Origin of the sequence: Beggiatoa leptomitoformis (assembly GCF_001305575.3) — a bacterium.
Classification (GTDB): domain Bacteria; phylum Pseudomonadota; class Gammaproteobacteria; order Beggiatoales; family Beggiatoaceae; genus Beggiatoa; species Beggiatoa leptomitoformis.
In genome coordinates this window covers 389,600-406,738 of the sequence record NZ_CP012373.2, presented here as the reverse complement: position 1 = coordinate 406,738, position 17,139 = coordinate 389,600, and the positions used below count along the sequence as shown (strand labels likewise).

13 protein-coding genes are annotated in these 17,139 nt (G+C 38.1%); 9 read left to right on the top strand and 4 right to left on the bottom strand.

Annotated features, from left to right (window positions below):
• Positions 1-16: 16 nt before the first annotated feature.
• Genes AL038_RS01725 through AL038_RS01715 form a run of 3 tightly spaced genes read right to left on the bottom strand, consistent with a single transcriptional unit; the run spans position 17 to position 1,976 of the window.
• Complete coding sequence (locus AL038_RS01725; protein ID WP_062148102.1) at positions 17-448, bottom strand: ExbD/TolR family protein; 432 nt, start codon at positions 446-448, stop codon at positions 17-19.
• Between the two features lies 1 nt (position 449).
• On the bottom strand, positions 450-1,193 hold the full coding sequence (locus tag AL038_RS01720) for a MotA/TolQ/ExbB proton channel family protein (protein WP_062148100.1): 744 nt from the start codon (positions 1,191-1,193) through the stop codon (positions 450-452).
• A gap of 6 nt (positions 1,194-1,199) precedes the next feature.
• On the bottom strand, positions 1,200-1,976 hold the full coding sequence (locus tag AL038_RS01715; RefSeq protein ID WP_062148097.1) for an energy transducer TonB: 777 nt from the start codon (positions 1,974-1,976) through the stop codon (positions 1,200-1,202).
• A gap of 334 nt (positions 1,977-2,310) precedes the next feature.
• Here AL038_RS01715 and AL038_RS01710 point away from each other — a divergent pair.
• Positions 2,311-3,059 (top strand): IS5 family transposase gene (locus AL038_RS01710; protein ID WP_201800089.1). Its coding sequence is split into 2 segments (ribosomal slippage): positions 2,311-2,725 and positions 2,725-3,059, totalling 750 coding nucleotides; the frame shifts between segments, so codons are not numbered across the junction.
• Between the two features lie 14 nt (positions 3,060-3,073).
• On the opposite strand, the gene AL038_RS01705 is transcribed toward AL038_RS01710, so the two are convergent.
• Positions 3,074-4,957 (bottom strand): ATP-binding protein, encoded by a 1,884-nt coding sequence (locus AL038_RS01705; protein ID WP_062148094.1) that lies wholly within the window; start codon positions 4,955-4,957, stop codon positions 3,074-3,076.
• A 204-nt stretch (positions 4,958-5,161) separates the two neighbouring features.
• Here AL038_RS01705 and def point away from each other — a divergent pair, with 204 nt between their 5' ends.
• The 8 genes from def (at position 5,162) to AL038_RS01665 (ending at position 17,071) form a co-directional block, all read left to right on the top strand.
• Positions 5,162-5,665 (top strand): peptide deformylase, encoded by a 504-nt coding sequence (gene def, locus AL038_RS01700; protein WP_062148091.1) that lies wholly within the window; start codon positions 5,162-5,164, stop codon positions 5,663-5,665.
• Between the two features lie 22 nt (positions 5,666-5,687).
• Positions 5,688-6,605 (top strand): methionyl-tRNA formyltransferase, encoded by a 918-nt coding sequence (gene fmt, locus AL038_RS01695; RefSeq protein ID WP_062148088.1) that lies wholly within the window; start codon positions 5,688-5,690, stop codon positions 6,603-6,605.
• Between the two features lie 90 nt (positions 6,606-6,695).
• Complete coding sequence (locus tag AL038_RS01690) at positions 6,696-9,776, top strand: PAS domain S-box protein (RefSeq protein WP_062148085.1); 3,081 nt, start codon at positions 6,696-6,698, stop codon at positions 9,774-9,776.
• 3 nt (positions 9,777-9,779) lie between these two features.
• Positions 9,780-10,970 (top strand): hybrid sensor histidine kinase/response regulator, encoded by a 1,191-nt coding sequence (locus AL038_RS01685; RefSeq protein ID WP_062148082.1) that lies wholly within the window; start codon positions 9,780-9,782, stop codon positions 10,968-10,970.
• Between the two features lie 150 nt (positions 10,971-11,120).
• Positions 11,121-12,869: a PHA/PHB synthase family protein gene (locus AL038_RS01680; protein ID WP_062148079.1), complete on the top strand. Its 1,749-nt coding sequence runs from the start codon at positions 11,121-11,123 to the stop codon at positions 12,867-12,869.
• 108 nt (positions 12,870-12,977) lie between these two features.
• The gene (locus AL038_RS01675) at positions 12,978-14,573 is read left to right on the top strand and encodes an ABC transporter ATP-binding protein (RefSeq protein WP_062148076.1); all 1,596 of its coding nucleotides are present in this window, start codon (positions 12,978-12,980) and stop codon (positions 14,571-14,573) included.
• Between the two features lie 23 nt (positions 14,574-14,596).
• Positions 14,597-15,202, top strand: coding sequence for a general secretion pathway protein GspB (locus tag AL038_RS01670; RefSeq protein ID WP_062148074.1), 606 nt, complete (start codon positions 14,597-14,599; stop codon positions 15,200-15,202).
• A gap of 105 nt (positions 15,203-15,307) precedes the next feature.
• Entirely contained in the window at positions 15,308-17,071 is a 1,764-nt protein-coding gene (locus AL038_RS01665; protein ID WP_062148070.1) for an ATP-binding protein, read from the top strand.
• Positions 17,072-17,139 lie beyond the last annotated feature (68 nt).

The following is a 17,139-nucleotide window of genomic DNA, read 5'->3' as shown; positions in this document are numbered from 1 at the left end:
GCCCTCATCTGGTGTGTTAAGGCGTAGTTGTCTGGTTAGGTTCGGTCACAAAGCCAACTTGGTTTAAACCTGCTTCATGAATGGCGGATAATAACAGCGCAATTTTTTCATACGGTGTGCTTTTATCGGCTTGTAATTGCAGCGAAGGTTCTGGTGTTTGTAAGGCCGCTTTGTGCAAATACTGCGTTAATTGTTCAATATTAACTTTCTCTTTTTCCCAAAATAAATCCCCTGCCGCATCAAAAGTAATGGCAACCATCTTGGGCTGTTCCTTAACAGGCTCAGTGCTTGCCTTAGGAAGTTCTAGTTGGAATGCGTGCGGTGTTAGCAATGGCGCGGTTACAATGAATAAAATCAATAAGACCAGCATCACATCAACTAAGGGAATAATATTAATTTCCGCCATCGTTTTATCTTCACTTTGATCATCAAAATTACCAAATGCCATTTTATGCTGCCTCTTGTAAAGTTAATGGTTGTGGTGGTAATGCGCCTAATTGCTGCATGACCTTATCGCCTGTATTTAAATAGGCATATAAATCATGCGCAAAAGCATCTAACTCGCTAAAATAGGCTTGATAACCGCGTACTAGGGCGTTATAGCCTAAAACCGCTGGAATCGCAACGGCTAAACCAATGGCGGTCATAATCAAGGCTTCTCCAACAGGTGCGGCAACCGTTTCTAAGGAAGCTGAACCCGCAGAACTAATTTGCATTAAAGCACCATAAATACCTAAAACAGTTCCTAATAAACCAATAAATGGCGCGGTACTGGCAATACTTGCCAAAATACTCAAGCCAGCTTTTAACGATTCAGTTTCCTTATTAATAATCCGCCGCATTGCCCGTGTAATAAACTCGCTGTGCGAACAAATCAAGTTTGCACGATTAGGGGCGATTCTTTCATGATGTACTGCAGCTTGAATACCGTGCAATGTCAGACGCGAGAAAGGATCGTGTGTGATTTCTTGACGTAATATTTTATTTAATGCTTGTAAAGAATCAACTTTTTCAAACTGTCGGCGAAAACGACGGGTGCGTGCTTTGATAAATATTAACGTAATCGTTTTACTAAATAGTAAGTACCATGAAAGTAATGACATAAACAGTAAAATCACGCCGATTGTTAGTGCTAACGGATTTTCCGCGACATGTAGTAAAAAACCATCAATACCAAAGTGTGATGTTTGCATTATAAATTACCCCTCTAGTTGAAAATTAATAGGCACGATAACCCACGCACTGACAGCTTCTGTCCCGCGTTTAGCAGGCACAAATCGCCATTGTTTTACTGTTACTAATGCTGCTTGGTCTAATTGCTCATAACCGCTAGAAATAGCAACTTCCAGTTTTTCAGCTCGCCCCTCAGCATTGACATTAACACGCAATCTGACTTTCCCTTGTTCACCACGTCGTTTAGATAATAAGGGGTAAACAGGCGCAGGATTATTTAAATAAGCCGCATTGAAAACAGGTTGGCTTGTCGGTGTTGATGTCGTTGGTGTATCTGTTTTTGTTTTAGTAGGTGTGCTAACAGAAGGTGTTGCTGTTTTGGGTATCTCTTTAGCAGGAGAATTAGCCACTTGTACAGGTATTTCAATCGTTTTTTCAATGGGTGGTGTGGGGGGGGTAACTTCTACAGGTTTTGGGGTAATTTTTCTTGGTTTTTCAATTTTTTTAACACGACGCGGTTTTTCTATGATTTTTTTTTCAGGTGTACGTGGTTTTTCAACAACTTTCTCTATAACAGGCGTTGGTATAGTGGGCTGTGGTGGCGTTACAACAGCTTCGGGTTTTGGAACAGGTTGTTCTTGAACAAGCGTTGTTAAACTCACTTGCATGATTGTTGGAGGAGTAGGCGGTATTACTGTTGCCGCAACGCCATGCGCCCATAATTGCCATATTGCGAGTATATGCAACAGAATGACCGTTCCAATTAGTAAACTACTTTTTGCCATATCACTCGCGTATTTCATACCTGTATCTCTATAACAACTTAATATGATTAATAAGTTTTTAGTGTGAAACCATTAATCTTTGAAGATAATAGTTACCTGATAACTTAGGTATTAATAATAATCATTATCATCTTTTTTGTAAAGCCAAATGAATAAATATCTTTAATGCTTTTTAATAAATGGATTAGCGATATAGCCGTTCTATTTCATCAATAAGTGTTGGGAAAGTTTGTAATGTTGCTGACAAGGCTTGAATTTCAAACATTGCGGCTTGCGATGCTAGGGCGTGTCATCAAATAGTAAAAAATGTTATATTATAATCATATACCCAGATATCGCCAAGGATAAAACAATGAGTCGTCGCTATGCCTTAACCGATGAACAATGGTCAAAACTAGAACCGCTACTCCCTGGGCGTAAAGGACATGTCGGGATGACGGCTAAAGATAACCGCTTGTTTATTGATGCTGTTCTATTCCGTTATCGCAGTGGCATTCCTTGGCGCGACCTCCCCGAACGCTTTGGTGATTTCCGTGTCGTCCATACCCGCTTCAGTCGTTGGTCTAAGAAAGGTGTCTGGGAACGTGTTTTCAAGATACTAAGTGCCGATGCCGATAATGAATATGCCATGATAGACAGCACAATAGTTAGAGCGCATCAACATAGTAGTGGTGGTGGCGCAGATGAAGCCATTGGACGTAGCGCAGGGGGTTTAAGTACCAAGATTAACTCCGTTGTTGACGCACTGGGCAATCCGACCCTTTTTTTTTGACTGCGGGACAGGCAAGCGACCTTGAAGGGGCTGATGCTCTTATTCCTCAGATAAAGGCAAACGCTTTATTGGCTGATAAGGCTTATGATGCAGATGAACGGGTTAGAGATGTTTTAAAACAGCAAGGCATAGAACCTGTGATTCCGTTCAGGAAAAATCGTTTAAATCCACCTGATTATGATAAAGCTCTTTATAAGGCACGTTATTTAATCGAGCATTTCTTTGGTAAATTAAAGCAATATCGTGCAATAGCTACACGATATGATAAACGCGCTAGGAATTTCTTAAGTGGGGTTTATTTGGCTTCTACCTTGATTCTTTTAGCTTGAACCTTTAACCCTTCTTATTTGATGACAGGCTCTAAGGATTTACCCCATTCAATCAAGGCAATATATGCGTATTGTTGCCCTAATTGTTGCATTCTATTTGCAAACTCCTCAATATTATTAATGATTAACGTGTTATTGATTTCATCCCATTCCACTTTAGCTTCTCGTAATGTTTGGAGCAAGGCGGACAAATTCGGAGAGGCTGATGGTAAATTGGTTTCTGATGATTGAGATACTGATGTAGCAGGTAGGTCGTTTTTTTTGGGTATCCGCGTGTTTAAAGTGTAAGGAAGTAATTTGATAAGTTCCAGTAATAACATATTTTTATGCAATGGTTTTTTCAAAAAGCCGTCATATAATGTTTGTAGCGTCAATTCCTCATTTTCAACCACTGAAATGGTTACAGCAATAATGGGAATACCTGCACAACGTGCGTCTTCTTTTAAAATACGGGCTGCACTATGTCCATCCATTATTGGCATAACAATATCCATTAAAATTAAATCGGGTTGGTAACGGCGGGCTTGTTCAATGGCCTCCTGACCGTTATTGGCTTCTAAAAAATGAACTTGCGTCTCTTTTAAAAAAATCTTGATTAAATCCCGATTAAATTTAACATCATCCACCAATAAAATCCGCTGATTATCGAAACAAATTGTATTTATATCAATGGTTTTTTTATTTTCTATTTCAACAGCTAACGATTTATGTACTAATGCAACTGTCAAATGTTCAATAGCGACAGTAAAAACACTGCCTTGATTAACGTTACTACTTGCCCAAATGCGTCCCCCCATCATCTCAACTAATCGCTTAGTAATCGTTAAACCTAATCCAGAACCACCATATTGTGGATTTTGTTCTGTATATTGTTCAAAAACCGCAAAAATATTTTCCAACTGCGTTGATGGAATTCCGATGCCTGTATCTTCTACAGAAAATAACAACGTTACTGTCGTTTTTTGCGCATCACTTAGAAAGTCGGCACAACCTATTTTGATTTTAATGTATCCATGATGCGTAAATTTAACCGCATTCCCAACCAAATTGAGTAAAATCTGGCGTAAACGAACCTCATCTAACATTAAATAAGGCGGTAAAGCAGGTGAAGGTTCAATAATGAGTTCTAAACCTTTATCCTTAATTTTTTCGGAAAAAATATTACCTATATCATAAAAAACGGTCAATGGATTCAACATGGTATATTCCAATACCATTCTACCCGCTTCAACTTTTGACAAATCCAAAATATCATTCAATAAACGCATTAACGAATGACCACTTGCCTGAATAGCCGCCAAATATTCTTTGTGGTGTAAGTCCTGTGTTTGCCCATGTAATAACTCGGCGAACCCAAGAATAACATTTAAGGGGGTACGAATTTCATGGCTCATATTTGCTAAAAAAGCACTACGACTGCGATTGGCTTTCTCTGCTTCTAAACGTGCTTGTTCTGCTGATTCTAAGGCTTTTTCTAAACTATCCTCGATTTGTTTACGCTCTGTAATATCACGGATAATTGCAACAAATCGACCATCTTCACTATCAATTTGAATAAACTGGATAAAAACTTCAACAGGAATAAGAAACCCTTGCTTATGCTGATAACAAGTTTCAAACTTCAAGGTTGGTTGCTGTCCCTCTAATAACAATTTAATTTGTGCATCAAACTTTTCATGCTTAATAAGCGGCTGAATCTCCAAAACCGTTTTTTGTAATAATTCTGTTTGACTATACCCTAATAATTTTACAGCACCTTGATTAACATAAAAAAGTAAAAAGCTATGCAAATGAAACATAAAAACACAATCTAACGTCATATCTAACGTTGTTTTAAAATGATCAAGTGCATTTATTAATTCTATAGAATCTTTTTTCACTAAAGGTGTTTGTGTCATAACTGTGCTATTATCTGATAATGTTAGTTTTTACTGAAAAAAATTTCTTCTAATCACTAATAAACAACCATCAATAACCTGTTTAAAAATAATGCTCACACATAATTAATTATCAATGCAATTTATTAATAGGTTAGCTAGTTAAAATAACAAACCTCCCTTATATTTATAACAAATTACGACGTAACAAGGCATCTTAAATTTATGGCATTACTTGAAATACTCCATTTTCCCGACCCCCGTTTACGCAACAAGGCAAAACCTGTACAACAGATTAATCCTGAAGTTCGACAGATAATCAATGACATGTTTGAAACAATGTATCATGCGCGTGGGATAGGCTTAGCGGCAACACAGGTAAACATTACCCAACAGATTGTTGTTATCGATATTTCGGAAGAAAAAAATCAACCTTTATGCCTGATTAATCCAAAAATTACCCACCAATCAGGTGTAGAAGTCACAGAAGAAGGCTGTTTATCCGTTCCTAGTGTTTATGATGAAGTAGAACGGGCTGAATTTGTGACCGTAACAGCACTAAATGCCGCTGGCGACCCCTTCGAGCTTTCTGCGGGTGGCATACTTGCTGTGTGTATTCAACACGAACTTGACCATTTAGAAGGGAAATTATTTGTTGATTACCTCTCCAGCCTAAAACGCCAACGTATTCGTAAAAAACTGGAAAAACAAGAACGTAAAACAGCTTAACCACGCGAAATAGTCATCACTCATGTCCATTAAAAAAATTATTTTTGCAGGCACGCCCCAGTTTTCCGTTCCCTGCTTACAAGCACTGCTTGACTCTCAGCACACGGTTTGCGCTGTTTATACCCAACCAGACCGACCCGCAGGACGCGGACGACAATTACAAGCCAGCCCCGTTAAGCAACTAGCACTTGCTCATCAAATTCCTATTTACCAACCCCCAACCCTTAAAACAACTGCGGCACAGACTGAATTACATACCCTACAAGCTGACCTGATGATTGTCGTTGCCTATGGTTTATTACTTCCTATGGCGGTATTAGATGCTTTTCGCTTTGGTTGCATCAATGTCCATGCGTCCTTACTACCGCGTTGGCGTGGTGCTGCCCCTATTCAGCGAGCCTTATTAGCAGGAGATGTTGAAACGGGTATTACCCTGATGCAAATGGATATAGGCCTAGATACAGGCGCGATGCTCGCAACAAAACACTGTCCGATAGAACCAACAGATACAGGACAAACCTTACACGATAAACTTTCTTTATTAGGAGCTACTATTCTAAGCCAGTCTATTGATAATATAGAAAATTTAGAAAGAAAAAATCAAGACTCAAGCCAAGCCACTTATGCCCACAAGTTAGACAAAGCAGAAGCTCAATTAGATTGGACAAAATCCGCCCTAGAACTAGAACGCGCAGTCCGCGCCTATAACCCCTTTCCAATGGCACAAACCACACTTGCAGGTTACACCCTGCGAATTGGTGAAGCACAGGCACTGCCTGCGGAAACGGCAACCGCTGGCGATATTTTGCGTATTAATAAACAAGGTATTGATATTGCGACGGGTGCAGGCGTATTACGCCTTTTAAAAGTGCAAAAATCGGGTGGAAAAATGCTGTCCGTTGCCGATTTTCTCAATGGACATAAGCAACTACTCACTTAACAACTACCCCATCACTTACATTAAAAGCCATTGGTTAGCCTGTCCAATAAAGACTAATATAAAAATAATGCTTTAAAATAAGAGGCTATTATGAGTAACTCAAGTTGCCTAGAAATAAGTCTATTAAATTCAATAACAGATGGCGTATTTCTACTAGAAGCAAACGGCATTATTCTTTTCACTAATCTTATTGGCGCACAATGGTTTAACAAAATACCGGAAGAAATGATTGGACGATGTATTTGGCATTTTCTGCCCACCAATGTCGCCAAATACCGTCAAACAGTCATGCGCACCGTTATTCAAACACAACAACCAAAAACACTCATCGATAAAACGGCTGCTTATTGGTACGAAGGGCGGTATTTTCCTGTTATGAACTCGACACAAACGCGAGTTGATTACATTGCTGTTTATTATAGAGATATTACAAATTTTAAAACAAAAGCCATAGAACATGAAACTTATTGCCCTATCGCCGAAAATCCACATTTTGCCAGTGTCGCTGATTGGCAAACCAAACAACATTTTGGTCATATTCTACAATATAATCCAGCGGTTATTTATACTTTCAACGCGGTGGGTAATCCATTAAATACATTTATAACTTATTTTGTTAGCCAAAATGTAATAAACCTGACGGGTCATGCTGCTATTATCTTTCTGAGTGAGCCTAATTTTTGGTTTAACAATATACACCCTGAAGATAAATCTATTATTTTAGAAAAATTGCAGACGGTTAAAGAAAATTGCTCTTTTGAATATGAATACCGTTTTTTACATGCAAATGGTGTCTATATTTGGATACAAGATGTCATGTATCTTATTTATAATAAAGCAGATAATACTGTACAACTATCTGGCTCGTGGCTAAATATTACTAAACGAAAACTCACTGAACAAGCCTTTAACGAAAGCGAAGCACGCTTTAAAGGCATTTTTGACAATACGGCTGTTGGCATTGCCGTATTAGATAATCACACAGGGCGTTTTCTCATGGTCAACGACAAACTTGCCTCTCTACTGGGCTACACCATTGAAGAACTTTCCTTTTTTACACTCTTCAACCTTTGCCACCCCGAAGACCAACAAGCCAGCCAAAATAAATTACAAGCCCTATCGCAGAAACAAATCCCCCAATTTTACTCAGAAAAACGCTATGTTAAACAAAATGGAGTGATATTTTGGGGGGCAACTTGGGTATCGCCACTCATCAACAAGACAGGCGATATCTTCGCTGTTGTTTGCATTATATTTGACTTAACCGATAGAAAAGAAACCGAATTAGCCTTAAAAGACAGTGAAGAAATGTTTCGTCAAGCAAGTGCCTCTTCACAAGACGCTATTATTATAGTCAATGGTGATAATCATATTATTTATTGGAATCAATCAGCTGAAAAGATATTTGCTTATAAAGCAGAAGAGGTACTGGGTAAAGGCTTACATGAAAAAATTTTACCCAAACGCTCTTGGACAGATCATCAAACTAAATTCCCCCAATTTAAGCAGACAGGAACAGATAATTTTCTTGGAAGAATCAGTGAAGTAACGGCTGTCCGCAAAAATGGAGAAGCGTTTCCTGTAGAAATATCAGTTGTTCCTCTTAAACTCAAAGGACAATGGCACGCGGTTGGAACTGTCCGCGATATTACCCGCAGGAAACAGGCAGAAATACGTTTAAAAACAGCCCTAAATGATTTACAACACTCTATCAATGAAGCAGAACAAGCCCGCCTTACGGCTGAGTCCGCTAATCAGGCAAAAAGCACTTTTCTTGCGAATATGAGCCATGAACTGCGTACCCCGCTTAATGGTATTTTGGGGTATGCACAAATTCTTTTGCGCGATGCCAATCTAAACGAACAACAAACTGAACAAACCAACGTTATTCTGCGGAGCGGTCAACACTTACTTAACCTCATCAATGATATTTTAGATTTATCTAAGATTGAGTCAGGTAAGTTTGAACTTAATCCTCACGAACTCAATTTACCCAACTTTCTACATGATATTATTAGTATTTTTAAACTACGTGCTGAACAAAAAGGTTTAGCTTTCACATATAGAAAAATCCCACCTCCTTCAACACTCATTAATGAAAAAAATCAGGGGTTTCCTAATATTATTGTTGCTGATGAAAAACGTTTACGACAAATACTTTTAAATTTACTCAGTAACGCAGTGAAATATACTGAACGTGGTAATGTTAGTTTGAATGTGATTTTTCATAATGAAACCATGCGTTTTGAAGTAGAAGATACTGGTATGGGCATTTCAGAAGATATGCTTTGCAAAATTTTTATTCCTTTTCAACAAATTAATCAACATGTTTTACAACACAACGTAGAAGGAACAGGCTTAGGTCTTTCTATTACACAAAAATTAGTCGAGTTAATGGGTAGCACTTTATATGTACAAAGTATTGTTGGTAAAGGTAGTATTTTCTGGTTTGAGTTAAAACTAACGGTTGTGCAATACACAGAAAAATTGCAAAACAATTCCCAAACAACAGAGAAAAGAAGACCCGCTAGTTTTAAGGGGAAAAAATATAAATTTTTGGTTGTTGATGATATAGATATTAATCGTTATGTTTTATTGCATTTATTGAGTAATTTAGATGTAGAAATTGAAGAAGCTGAAAATGGACAAATTGCGGTAGATAAAAATAATATTTTTCAAGCGGATGTTATCATCATGGATTTAAAAATGCCTGTTATGGATGGACTAACAGCAACTTACCTTATTCGTCAACAAAAAACGCTTAAACAACCCTTTATTATCGCACTGTCCGCAAGCGCGTTTAAGGAAGATGAACAACAAAGTTTAACCGTTGGGTGTAATGCTTTTTTAGCAAAACCCGTCGATGCGGAGAAGTTTTTTTCTATTTTAGAAAAAAATAGCTTTATTGAATGGAAAAATGAAGATGATAGTCGTTACTTAACAAATAGTAATACATTTATTCAATTTTTGGCAAAATTACCTAAAAGTAAATTATGCTTATTTTATAAATTGGCAAAAGCAGGTAATGTTAATGGAATTATTCTATTAGCTAATACGACAAAACAAGAAAATGTAGAATATACTGCTTTTATGGAAGAACTTATTGGACTGGCAAAAAATTTCAAGTTAAAACAACTTAAAAATATTTTTAAAGATATTTTGGGAGAATAGTGCATGGTAGCAGACAATGGCGTAAGAGCAACGTTACTCATCGTTGATGATACCTCAGAAAATATTCATGTTTTGTTTGACTTTCTACAAGCAACAAACAAGTTTGATATTCTTGTTGCGGAAGATGGCGAGAGTGCGTTAGAAAGTGTGCAAGAAACCAAACCCGATTTAATTTTGCTCGACGTTATGATGCCAAAAATGGATGGTTTTGAAACTTGTCGCCGTCTAAAAAATAACCCTGAAACAGTAGATATTCCCATTATTTTTATTACCGCACTATCTGACCTTCCTGATAAGGTACATGGGTTTTTTCTGGGTGCTGTAGATTATATTACTAAGCCTTTTCAACAAGAAGAGGTTTTAGCACGCATTAATACGCATATAACAATTCAGCAATTAAGAGCAAAATTAGCTATACAAAATGAGCATTTAATGTATCTTAATCAAGAGAAAAATGAATTATTGGGTATTGCAGCGCATGACTTAAAAAATCCATTATTTGCTATTCAAACACTCACGGATAAATTAAGAACAGATTTTCATAAACTATCTGTTGATAAAACGATGTATTATCTTGATACAATTAATATTGGCACAAAACAGATGTTTGATATAATAAGCAATTTGTTGGATGTTAATGCGATTGAATCGGGACAGCATTTAATTTGTATGCAAGAAGTGGATGTATTACCAATAGTCATAAAAATAATTGATAATTATAAAGAACGTGCAGACAATAAAAGACTAACCATTGATTTTAATGTACAAGAAACCAGTTATTGGGCTATGGTGGATAAAAACGCATTAAATCAAGTTTTAGATAATTTGTTATCTAACGCAGTAAAATATTCGCCATTGGGTAAATTAATTCGTATTCACCTATTCCAACGTAATAAACAAATTTGTTGTGAAATCCAAGACCAAGGGCAAGGAATTGATGAAGAAGACCAACAAATTTTGTTTCGCAAGTTTAGCCGCCTCAAACCCCGTCCTACCGCTCAGGAAACCTCGAATGGCCTAGGTTTATTCATTGTTAAAAAATTAATGGAACTGATGAATGGTGATGTTTGGTGTCAAAGTACGGTAGGAATAGGCTCTATATTCGGAATTGCTTTTCAGGCTTGTCATGCCAAAAATGAACAGACTGCTGTGCGAAAGGTTGACCAACCACTTTGTAATGAGGCGCGCTGGTAGTCGGAAAAACCAGATTACCTGAATAAGGGATAACAACTGTTTATAACTGCATTTTTGTGAATTAATCGCCCGAAACGTTTTTTTACCCATTTTATATAACAGTGTAATACACTATGGTCTGCATCAATTTCATTAGGAGGGTACTATCACATGACGACTCAACAACTTTATCAAACACCAAAAGAATTACTGGAAAAGTTTAACAAGTTGACCAACGAATGGATGGAAGGGTTTGGCACAAACCAATCCCAAGAAATGTTGAAGCAATTTACGAATGCGTGGAATGCCATTGCGTCACAATCGGCTCAAGACCCGCAAAAGTGGATGGATATTATTACACAATATCAACAAGCTCAGATGCAACTGTGGATGAACGTGATGGGCGCACCCATGGGGGGAGAACGCAAGGCAGTCGCAACACCTGACCCAACAGATCGCCGTTTTTCTGCAAAAGAATGGGAAGAAAACCCCGTTTTTGATTATTTAAAACAGTCTTATTTGTTAGCCTCGAATTTGCTGATGCAATCTGCGGAACGGGCGCAGTTAGATGATGATAATAAGCGTAAGCTACAGTTTTATACTAAGTATTTTATTGATGCGATGTCGCCTACAAATTTTGCAACGACCAACCCCGAAGTTATTAAACAAGTCGTTGAAACCAAGGGACAAAGCTTGTTAGATGGATTGAAGAATTTACTGGGTGATTTAGAAAAAGGTCGTATCAGTATGACCGACGAATCTGCCTTTAAGTTAGGGAAAAACATTGCTGTTACACAAGGTGCTGTCGTGTATGAAAGCGACATCATGCAAGTGGTGCAATATAAGCCTACCACTGAAACAGTGTTAGATAAGCCGATTGTTATTGTTCCTCCTTGTATTAACAAATTTTACATTTTAGATTTACAACCCGATAATTCTTTTATTAAATATGCTGTTGACCAAGGCAATAATGTATTTGTCATTTCATGGATGAACCCTGATGAAAAGCTCAGTCAATTGGCTTGGGACGATTATGTTGACAAAGGGGTTTTAAAAGCCTTTGATGTTGCAAAAGAAGTAACAGGTGCAAAGAAAATCAATGCTGTTTCTTGGTGTGTTGGCGGCACTATTTTAGCGACTGCATTAGCGGTGTTACATGCCCGTAAAAAACAAGCTATTGTCAATTCAGCAACCTTCTTCACCACCATGTTAGATTTTTCTGACCCCGGTGAGTTAGGTGTATTCATTGATGAAATGCAATTTATGCAACGGGAATCGCAGCTAAAACATAAGGGGTATTTGTCTGGTAAAGATTTAGCTACCGCGTTCTCTATGTTACGGGCAAATGATTTGATTTGGTCGTATGTTGTGAATAACTATTTGAAAGGGCAAACACCCGCCCCCTTTGATATTCTTTATTGGAATAGCGACCCAACCAATCTGCCTGCAAAAATGTACACTTATTATTTACGGAACATGTATTTAGATAATAAGTTGATAGAGCCAGATGCGTTGACACTATGTAACGCACCAATCAACCTGCGTAACATTAAAACACCAAGCTATTTCTTATCCACGATAGATGACCATATCGCGCCGTGGAAAACCACATTTACCGCAACGGAATTGTTTTCAGGTCCGTTAGAGTTTGTTTTAGGGGCAAGTGGACACATTGCAGGCGTGATTAATCCCGCCAGTAAAAATAAACGTAATTACTGGATGGGTGGCGAAAAGGGTAAAGGAGCTGCTCATTGGTTGGACACAGCTCAATCACAAAAAGGCAGTTGGTGGAATCATTGGAGCCAATGGTTAAAAGCACAAGGGGGAGAGCAAGTTCCAGCCCCTAAAGAGTTAGGCAGTAAGGATTATGCTGTTATCGAACCCGCTCCCGGTCGGTATGTAGCAAAACGGGTAGATTAAGTTTTGTCTGACTTTTAGATAAATTAAGACCTTCTCTGTGTCTAACATAGAGAGGGTCTTAGATTGTTATGATGTCTCTTATACGTTGCGATAGAATTTTAAACAAATATGAATGTTTTTCCCCTACTGACTATTGAACGCCTCAGCCTTACTTTTACGCATCAACAAACCACTGTTGTGCAAAATGTGAGCTTTGATATTCATACAGGTGAAAAAATGGCGTTAGTGGGTGAATCAGGTTCGGGGAAATCTGTGACAGCAATGTCAATTCTCCGCTTGCTAGATAAAGAGCAGGTGCGTTATCCAACAGGAAAAATTAACTTTCAAGGCAAGGATTTATTAAAATTCAGTGATGCTCAGATGCGACAAATTCGTGGCAAGGAAATTGCTATGATTTTTCAAGAGCCTATGACAGCTTTAAATCCTGTTTATCCCATAGGACAACAATTAGTTGAACCGTTATTAATTCATCAACGCATTAAAAAAGCAGATGCTAAACGGCGGATGCTAGAGTTATTAGAATTAACAGGGATTACTGAGCCACACCGTTGTTTTAATGCTTATCCACATCAGCTATCAGGTGGACAACGGCAACGAGTTATGATTGCAATGGCGTTATCCTGTCAACCGAAATTATTAATTGCCGATGAGCCAACAACTGCGTTAGATGTCACTATTCAGTTACAAATTATCGAATTACTGAATAATATGCAAAAAACGTTTGGAATGGCAGTTTTATTAATTACGCATGATTTAAATATGGTCAAACGTTTTGCCGATCGTATTTGTGTAATGCAAACAGGTAAACTGGTTGAACAGGCAAGTACAGCAGACTTGTTTGAACGTCCACAACATGAATATACGCAACATTTATTAAATAGCCAGCCTGAAAATTTACAAGCACCTTATGATTATATTAATCGTTCAGAACCTCTTTTAGATTGTGAAGCCATTAGTTGTCATTTTTTCTTAAATAAAACAGGATTTTTTAGCCCTAGGCAAAAATTTATTGCTGTAGATAATGTTGATTTACATTTATATCCGGGAGAAACCTTAGGGATTGTGGGTGAGTCAGGTTCGGGTAAAACCACTTTAGGGCTTTGTATGCTACGCTTGCAAACAGCAGAGGGACAAATTAAGTTTAATAAACAACGCTTAGATACCTTATCACAGCAGAAATTACGCCCTTTACGACAACATTTTCAAGTAGTGTTTCAAGACCCTTATTCCTCTTTATCACCTCGCATGACTGTTGAACAGATTATTGGTGAAGGTTTAGAAATTCACAGTCCACAGTTAGACCGACAACAACGACGTGAAAAAGTTATTGCTGTTTTAGAGGAAGTTGGTTTAAGTAAGGAAATGCTATGGCGTTACCCGCATGAATTTTCGGGTGGACAACGCCAACGTATTGCAATTGCAAGGGTTATTATTTTAGAACCACGTTTAGTGTTGTTAGACGAACCCACGAGCGCGTTAGATGTCTCTGTGCAAAAACAAGTTTTAACGTTGCTAAGTGATTTACAAAAAAAACATAATATTAGTTATCTTTTCATCAGCCATGATTTAAAAGTTATTCGCGCAATGGCACACCGTGTTATTGTGATGAAACAAGGACGATTTGTAGAACAAGGGAAAACCGAAACCTTGTTTAATAATCCACAACATCCTTACACCCAACTTTTATTACAGGCGAGTTTATAACGCTTTCGCATTAGAAATTAACAATGTCGTACATATTAGATGCCTTAAAAAAAGCAGAACGAGAACGCGGTTTGGGTAAAATTCCAAGCCTAGACAGTACCTATCCGCCTTTATTTACGCCACCAGCCGAATATTCGCGTTGGTTATTATTTGCAGGGATAGGGGTTATAGGATTGATAAGCGCGAGTTTGGTCTGGCATGGGATGAAAACATCACCTGTTATAGACGCACAAACGACCGTTAATATGCCTGTTGTTCGCTTGCCAACGGATACGCCAAGCCCATTAGCACAGCAAGCGCAGGTTTCATTACTCACAAAAACGATACCCACTGCACAGCCATCACCGCCAGTTGTGTATAATCCGTTACCATCTGTCGCGCCTAAACCAGAGACTGCAACATTACCCGCATTATCTGAAATACCTGCTTATCTACAACAAAAACTGCCTGCATTAACCATTAATGCGCATGTTTACGCGACGGAGGCACAACAACGATTTGTGTTGATTAATGGACGACGCTATCGTGAGGGTATGTCGATTCAGGAAGGAATGACTGTGGAATCTATTCGTTCAAATGATGTAGTGATTAATTATCAACAAAAGCGGTTTCGTTTATCAGTTCGTTAAAACAACCGTTGGGAGTTCTAACTGACCGTGCCTAACGTTTCATTGGGTATAAATTATCTGTAAATTACAAGAAAAATTAAGGGTTTTAATACGGAATAACTCACCATGCACTCATTATTAGAACGCCAATTGCGTAGAGCGGGGTTTACCCCAGATGATTTACCCACAGACCCCACCGTATGGCGCGAGTTTCTCAGTCGGATTGAACGTTCCTATGCAAATGCCGACCATGAACGTGAATTACTGAAACGTCATCCGACAGAATCGACTGAAAACGTTGTTGCAAATACTATTGCGAACCCAATGAACATTGAACAAATGCCTTTGTTACATAACATGGCGTTTTCACTTAGCAGTGGGTTATGTATTTTTGACATACAAGGACAGCCATTATTTATCAATCCAGCAGCACAACACTATTTTGAAATTCAAGATACATCAACGCCTACAGCGAAAATTTTGGAATACTTTGAACTTCATGATATTTCAATCAATAAGCCTTTTGTTGTAGATGACCTGTTAAAACGCTTGGCAAAAGGGCACGCATTTTATGACCATAATGCCTGTTTACAACAAACCCATCGTAAACTACCTGTTTCTTGTGTATTTGACCCAATTATTGTTGACCAAGAGATTAAACAATTTACCCTATTATTTGAAGATATTAGTGATTTAAAAAATATAGAAACTGAACTTATCACCGCTAAAGAATCCGCCGAAAAAGCCAGTCAGGCTAAATCTCAATTTTTATCCAGTATGAGCCATGAATTGCGCACCCCCATGAATGCAATCCTAGGCTATGGTGAACTGCTCAAAGACGACCTAAATACACCATTAAACGAATTAGATGACGACTATATTGTTGATATGCGCCAATATGTGAGCAATATATTACAAGCAGGTTGGCACTTATTAGAGCTAATTAACAAAGTATTAGATTTAACGCGCATTGAAGCAGGTAAATTAGAAATATCTATTCAAGAGGTTGAATTAATTGACCTAATTAAAGAGTGTGTCGACCTCATACTACCACTTGCTGAAAAACGTAGTATCAAAATTACTAATGAAACCATTTCATTACCGCCACATTTCGCGCTTGTTGACAGAGGACGTTTAAAACAAGTATTGATTAATTTATTATCTAATGCTGTTAAATATAATAAAGAACAAGGAATTATTACCATTCAATTAATACAACCTAAGGTTGAATGTGTTCAACTCACCATCATCGATACAGGTATTGGTCTAACCGCAGAACAAAAAGACAAGATATTTGAACCTTTTACCCGAGTGAGTGGCTTGAATTTGATTGAAGGCACGGGGATTGGTTTAACGATTACCAAACGTCTATTAGAAATGATGGACGCACGCATCAATGTAGAAAGTGAATCAGGCGTGGGCAGTCGTTTCCAAGTAGAACTCCCAACAGGACAAATCGATAATATGGGTTTAGACGCGGCCCAAACCCACCGTAAACACCTATTACTCTATGTAGAAGACAGCCGAACAAATGTAAGCCTTGTCGCTCAAATCCTCAAAGCCCGTCCCGATATCGCCCTAATGTCTGCACAGACAGGAGAAATGGGTTTAGAACTTGCACACTTGCACCACCCAGATATTATCCTGCTAGATATTAACCTCCCCGGTATGGATGGTTTTGAAGTGCTAGAAAACTTACGTCAAACGACGGATACACAATATATTCCCGTGCTGGCATTGAGTGCGAATGATACCGCGCACAATTTAGAACGTAGTCGTCAAGTTGGTTTTTTGAGCTATATCATCAAACCATTAGACATAAAAAAATTCCTAACGGCGATAGACCAAGCACTAGAAACATCCAAAGAAACCAAAAAAATTACATTATAAAAATCTGTGTTCAGCGATAAACCTGATAAGAGAAAATGCTTGCGTCACTATCAGCGAAAATATATAAT

Coding starts and splice junctions, on each gene's coding strand:
- AL038_RS01725 (WP_062148102.1), bottom strand. CDS start 448: ATGGCATTTGGTAATTTTGATGATCAAAGTGAAGATAAAACGATGGCG.
- AL038_RS01720 (WP_062148100.1), bottom strand. CDS start 1,193: ATGCAAACATCACACTTTGGTATTGATGGTTTTTTACTACATGTCGCG.
- AL038_RS01715 (WP_062148097.1), bottom strand. CDS start 1,976: ATGAAATACGCGAGTGATATGGCAAAAAGTAGTTTACTAATTGGAACG.
- AL038_RS01705 (WP_062148094.1), bottom strand. CDS start 4,957: ATGACACAAACACCTTTAGTGAAAAAAGATTCTATAGAATTAATAAAT.
- def (WP_062148091.1), top strand. CDS start 5,162: ATGGCATTACTTGAAATACTCCATTTTCCCGACCCCCGTTTACGCAAC.
- fmt (WP_062148088.1), top strand. CDS start 5,688: ATGTCCATTAAAAAAATTATTTTTGCAGGCACGCCCCAGTTTTCCGTT.
- AL038_RS01690 (WP_062148085.1), top strand. CDS start 6,696: ATGAGTAACTCAAGTTGCCTAGAAATAAGTCTATTAAATTCAATAACA.
- AL038_RS01685 (WP_062148082.1), top strand. CDS start 9,780: ATGGTAGCAGACAATGGCGTAAGAGCAACGTTACTCATCGTTGATGAT.
- AL038_RS01680 (WP_062148079.1), top strand. CDS start 11,121: ATGACGACTCAACAACTTTATCAAACACCAAAAGAATTACTGGAAAAG.
- AL038_RS01675 (WP_062148076.1), top strand. CDS start 12,978: ATGAATGTTTTTCCCCTACTGACTATTGAACGCCTCAGCCTTACTTTT.
- AL038_RS01670 (WP_062148074.1), top strand. CDS start 14,597: ATGTCGTACATATTAGATGCCTTAAAAAAAGCAGAACGAGAACGCGGT.
- AL038_RS01665 (WP_062148070.1), top strand. CDS start 15,308: ATGCACTCATTATTAGAACGCCAATTGCGTAGAGCGGGGTTTACCCCA.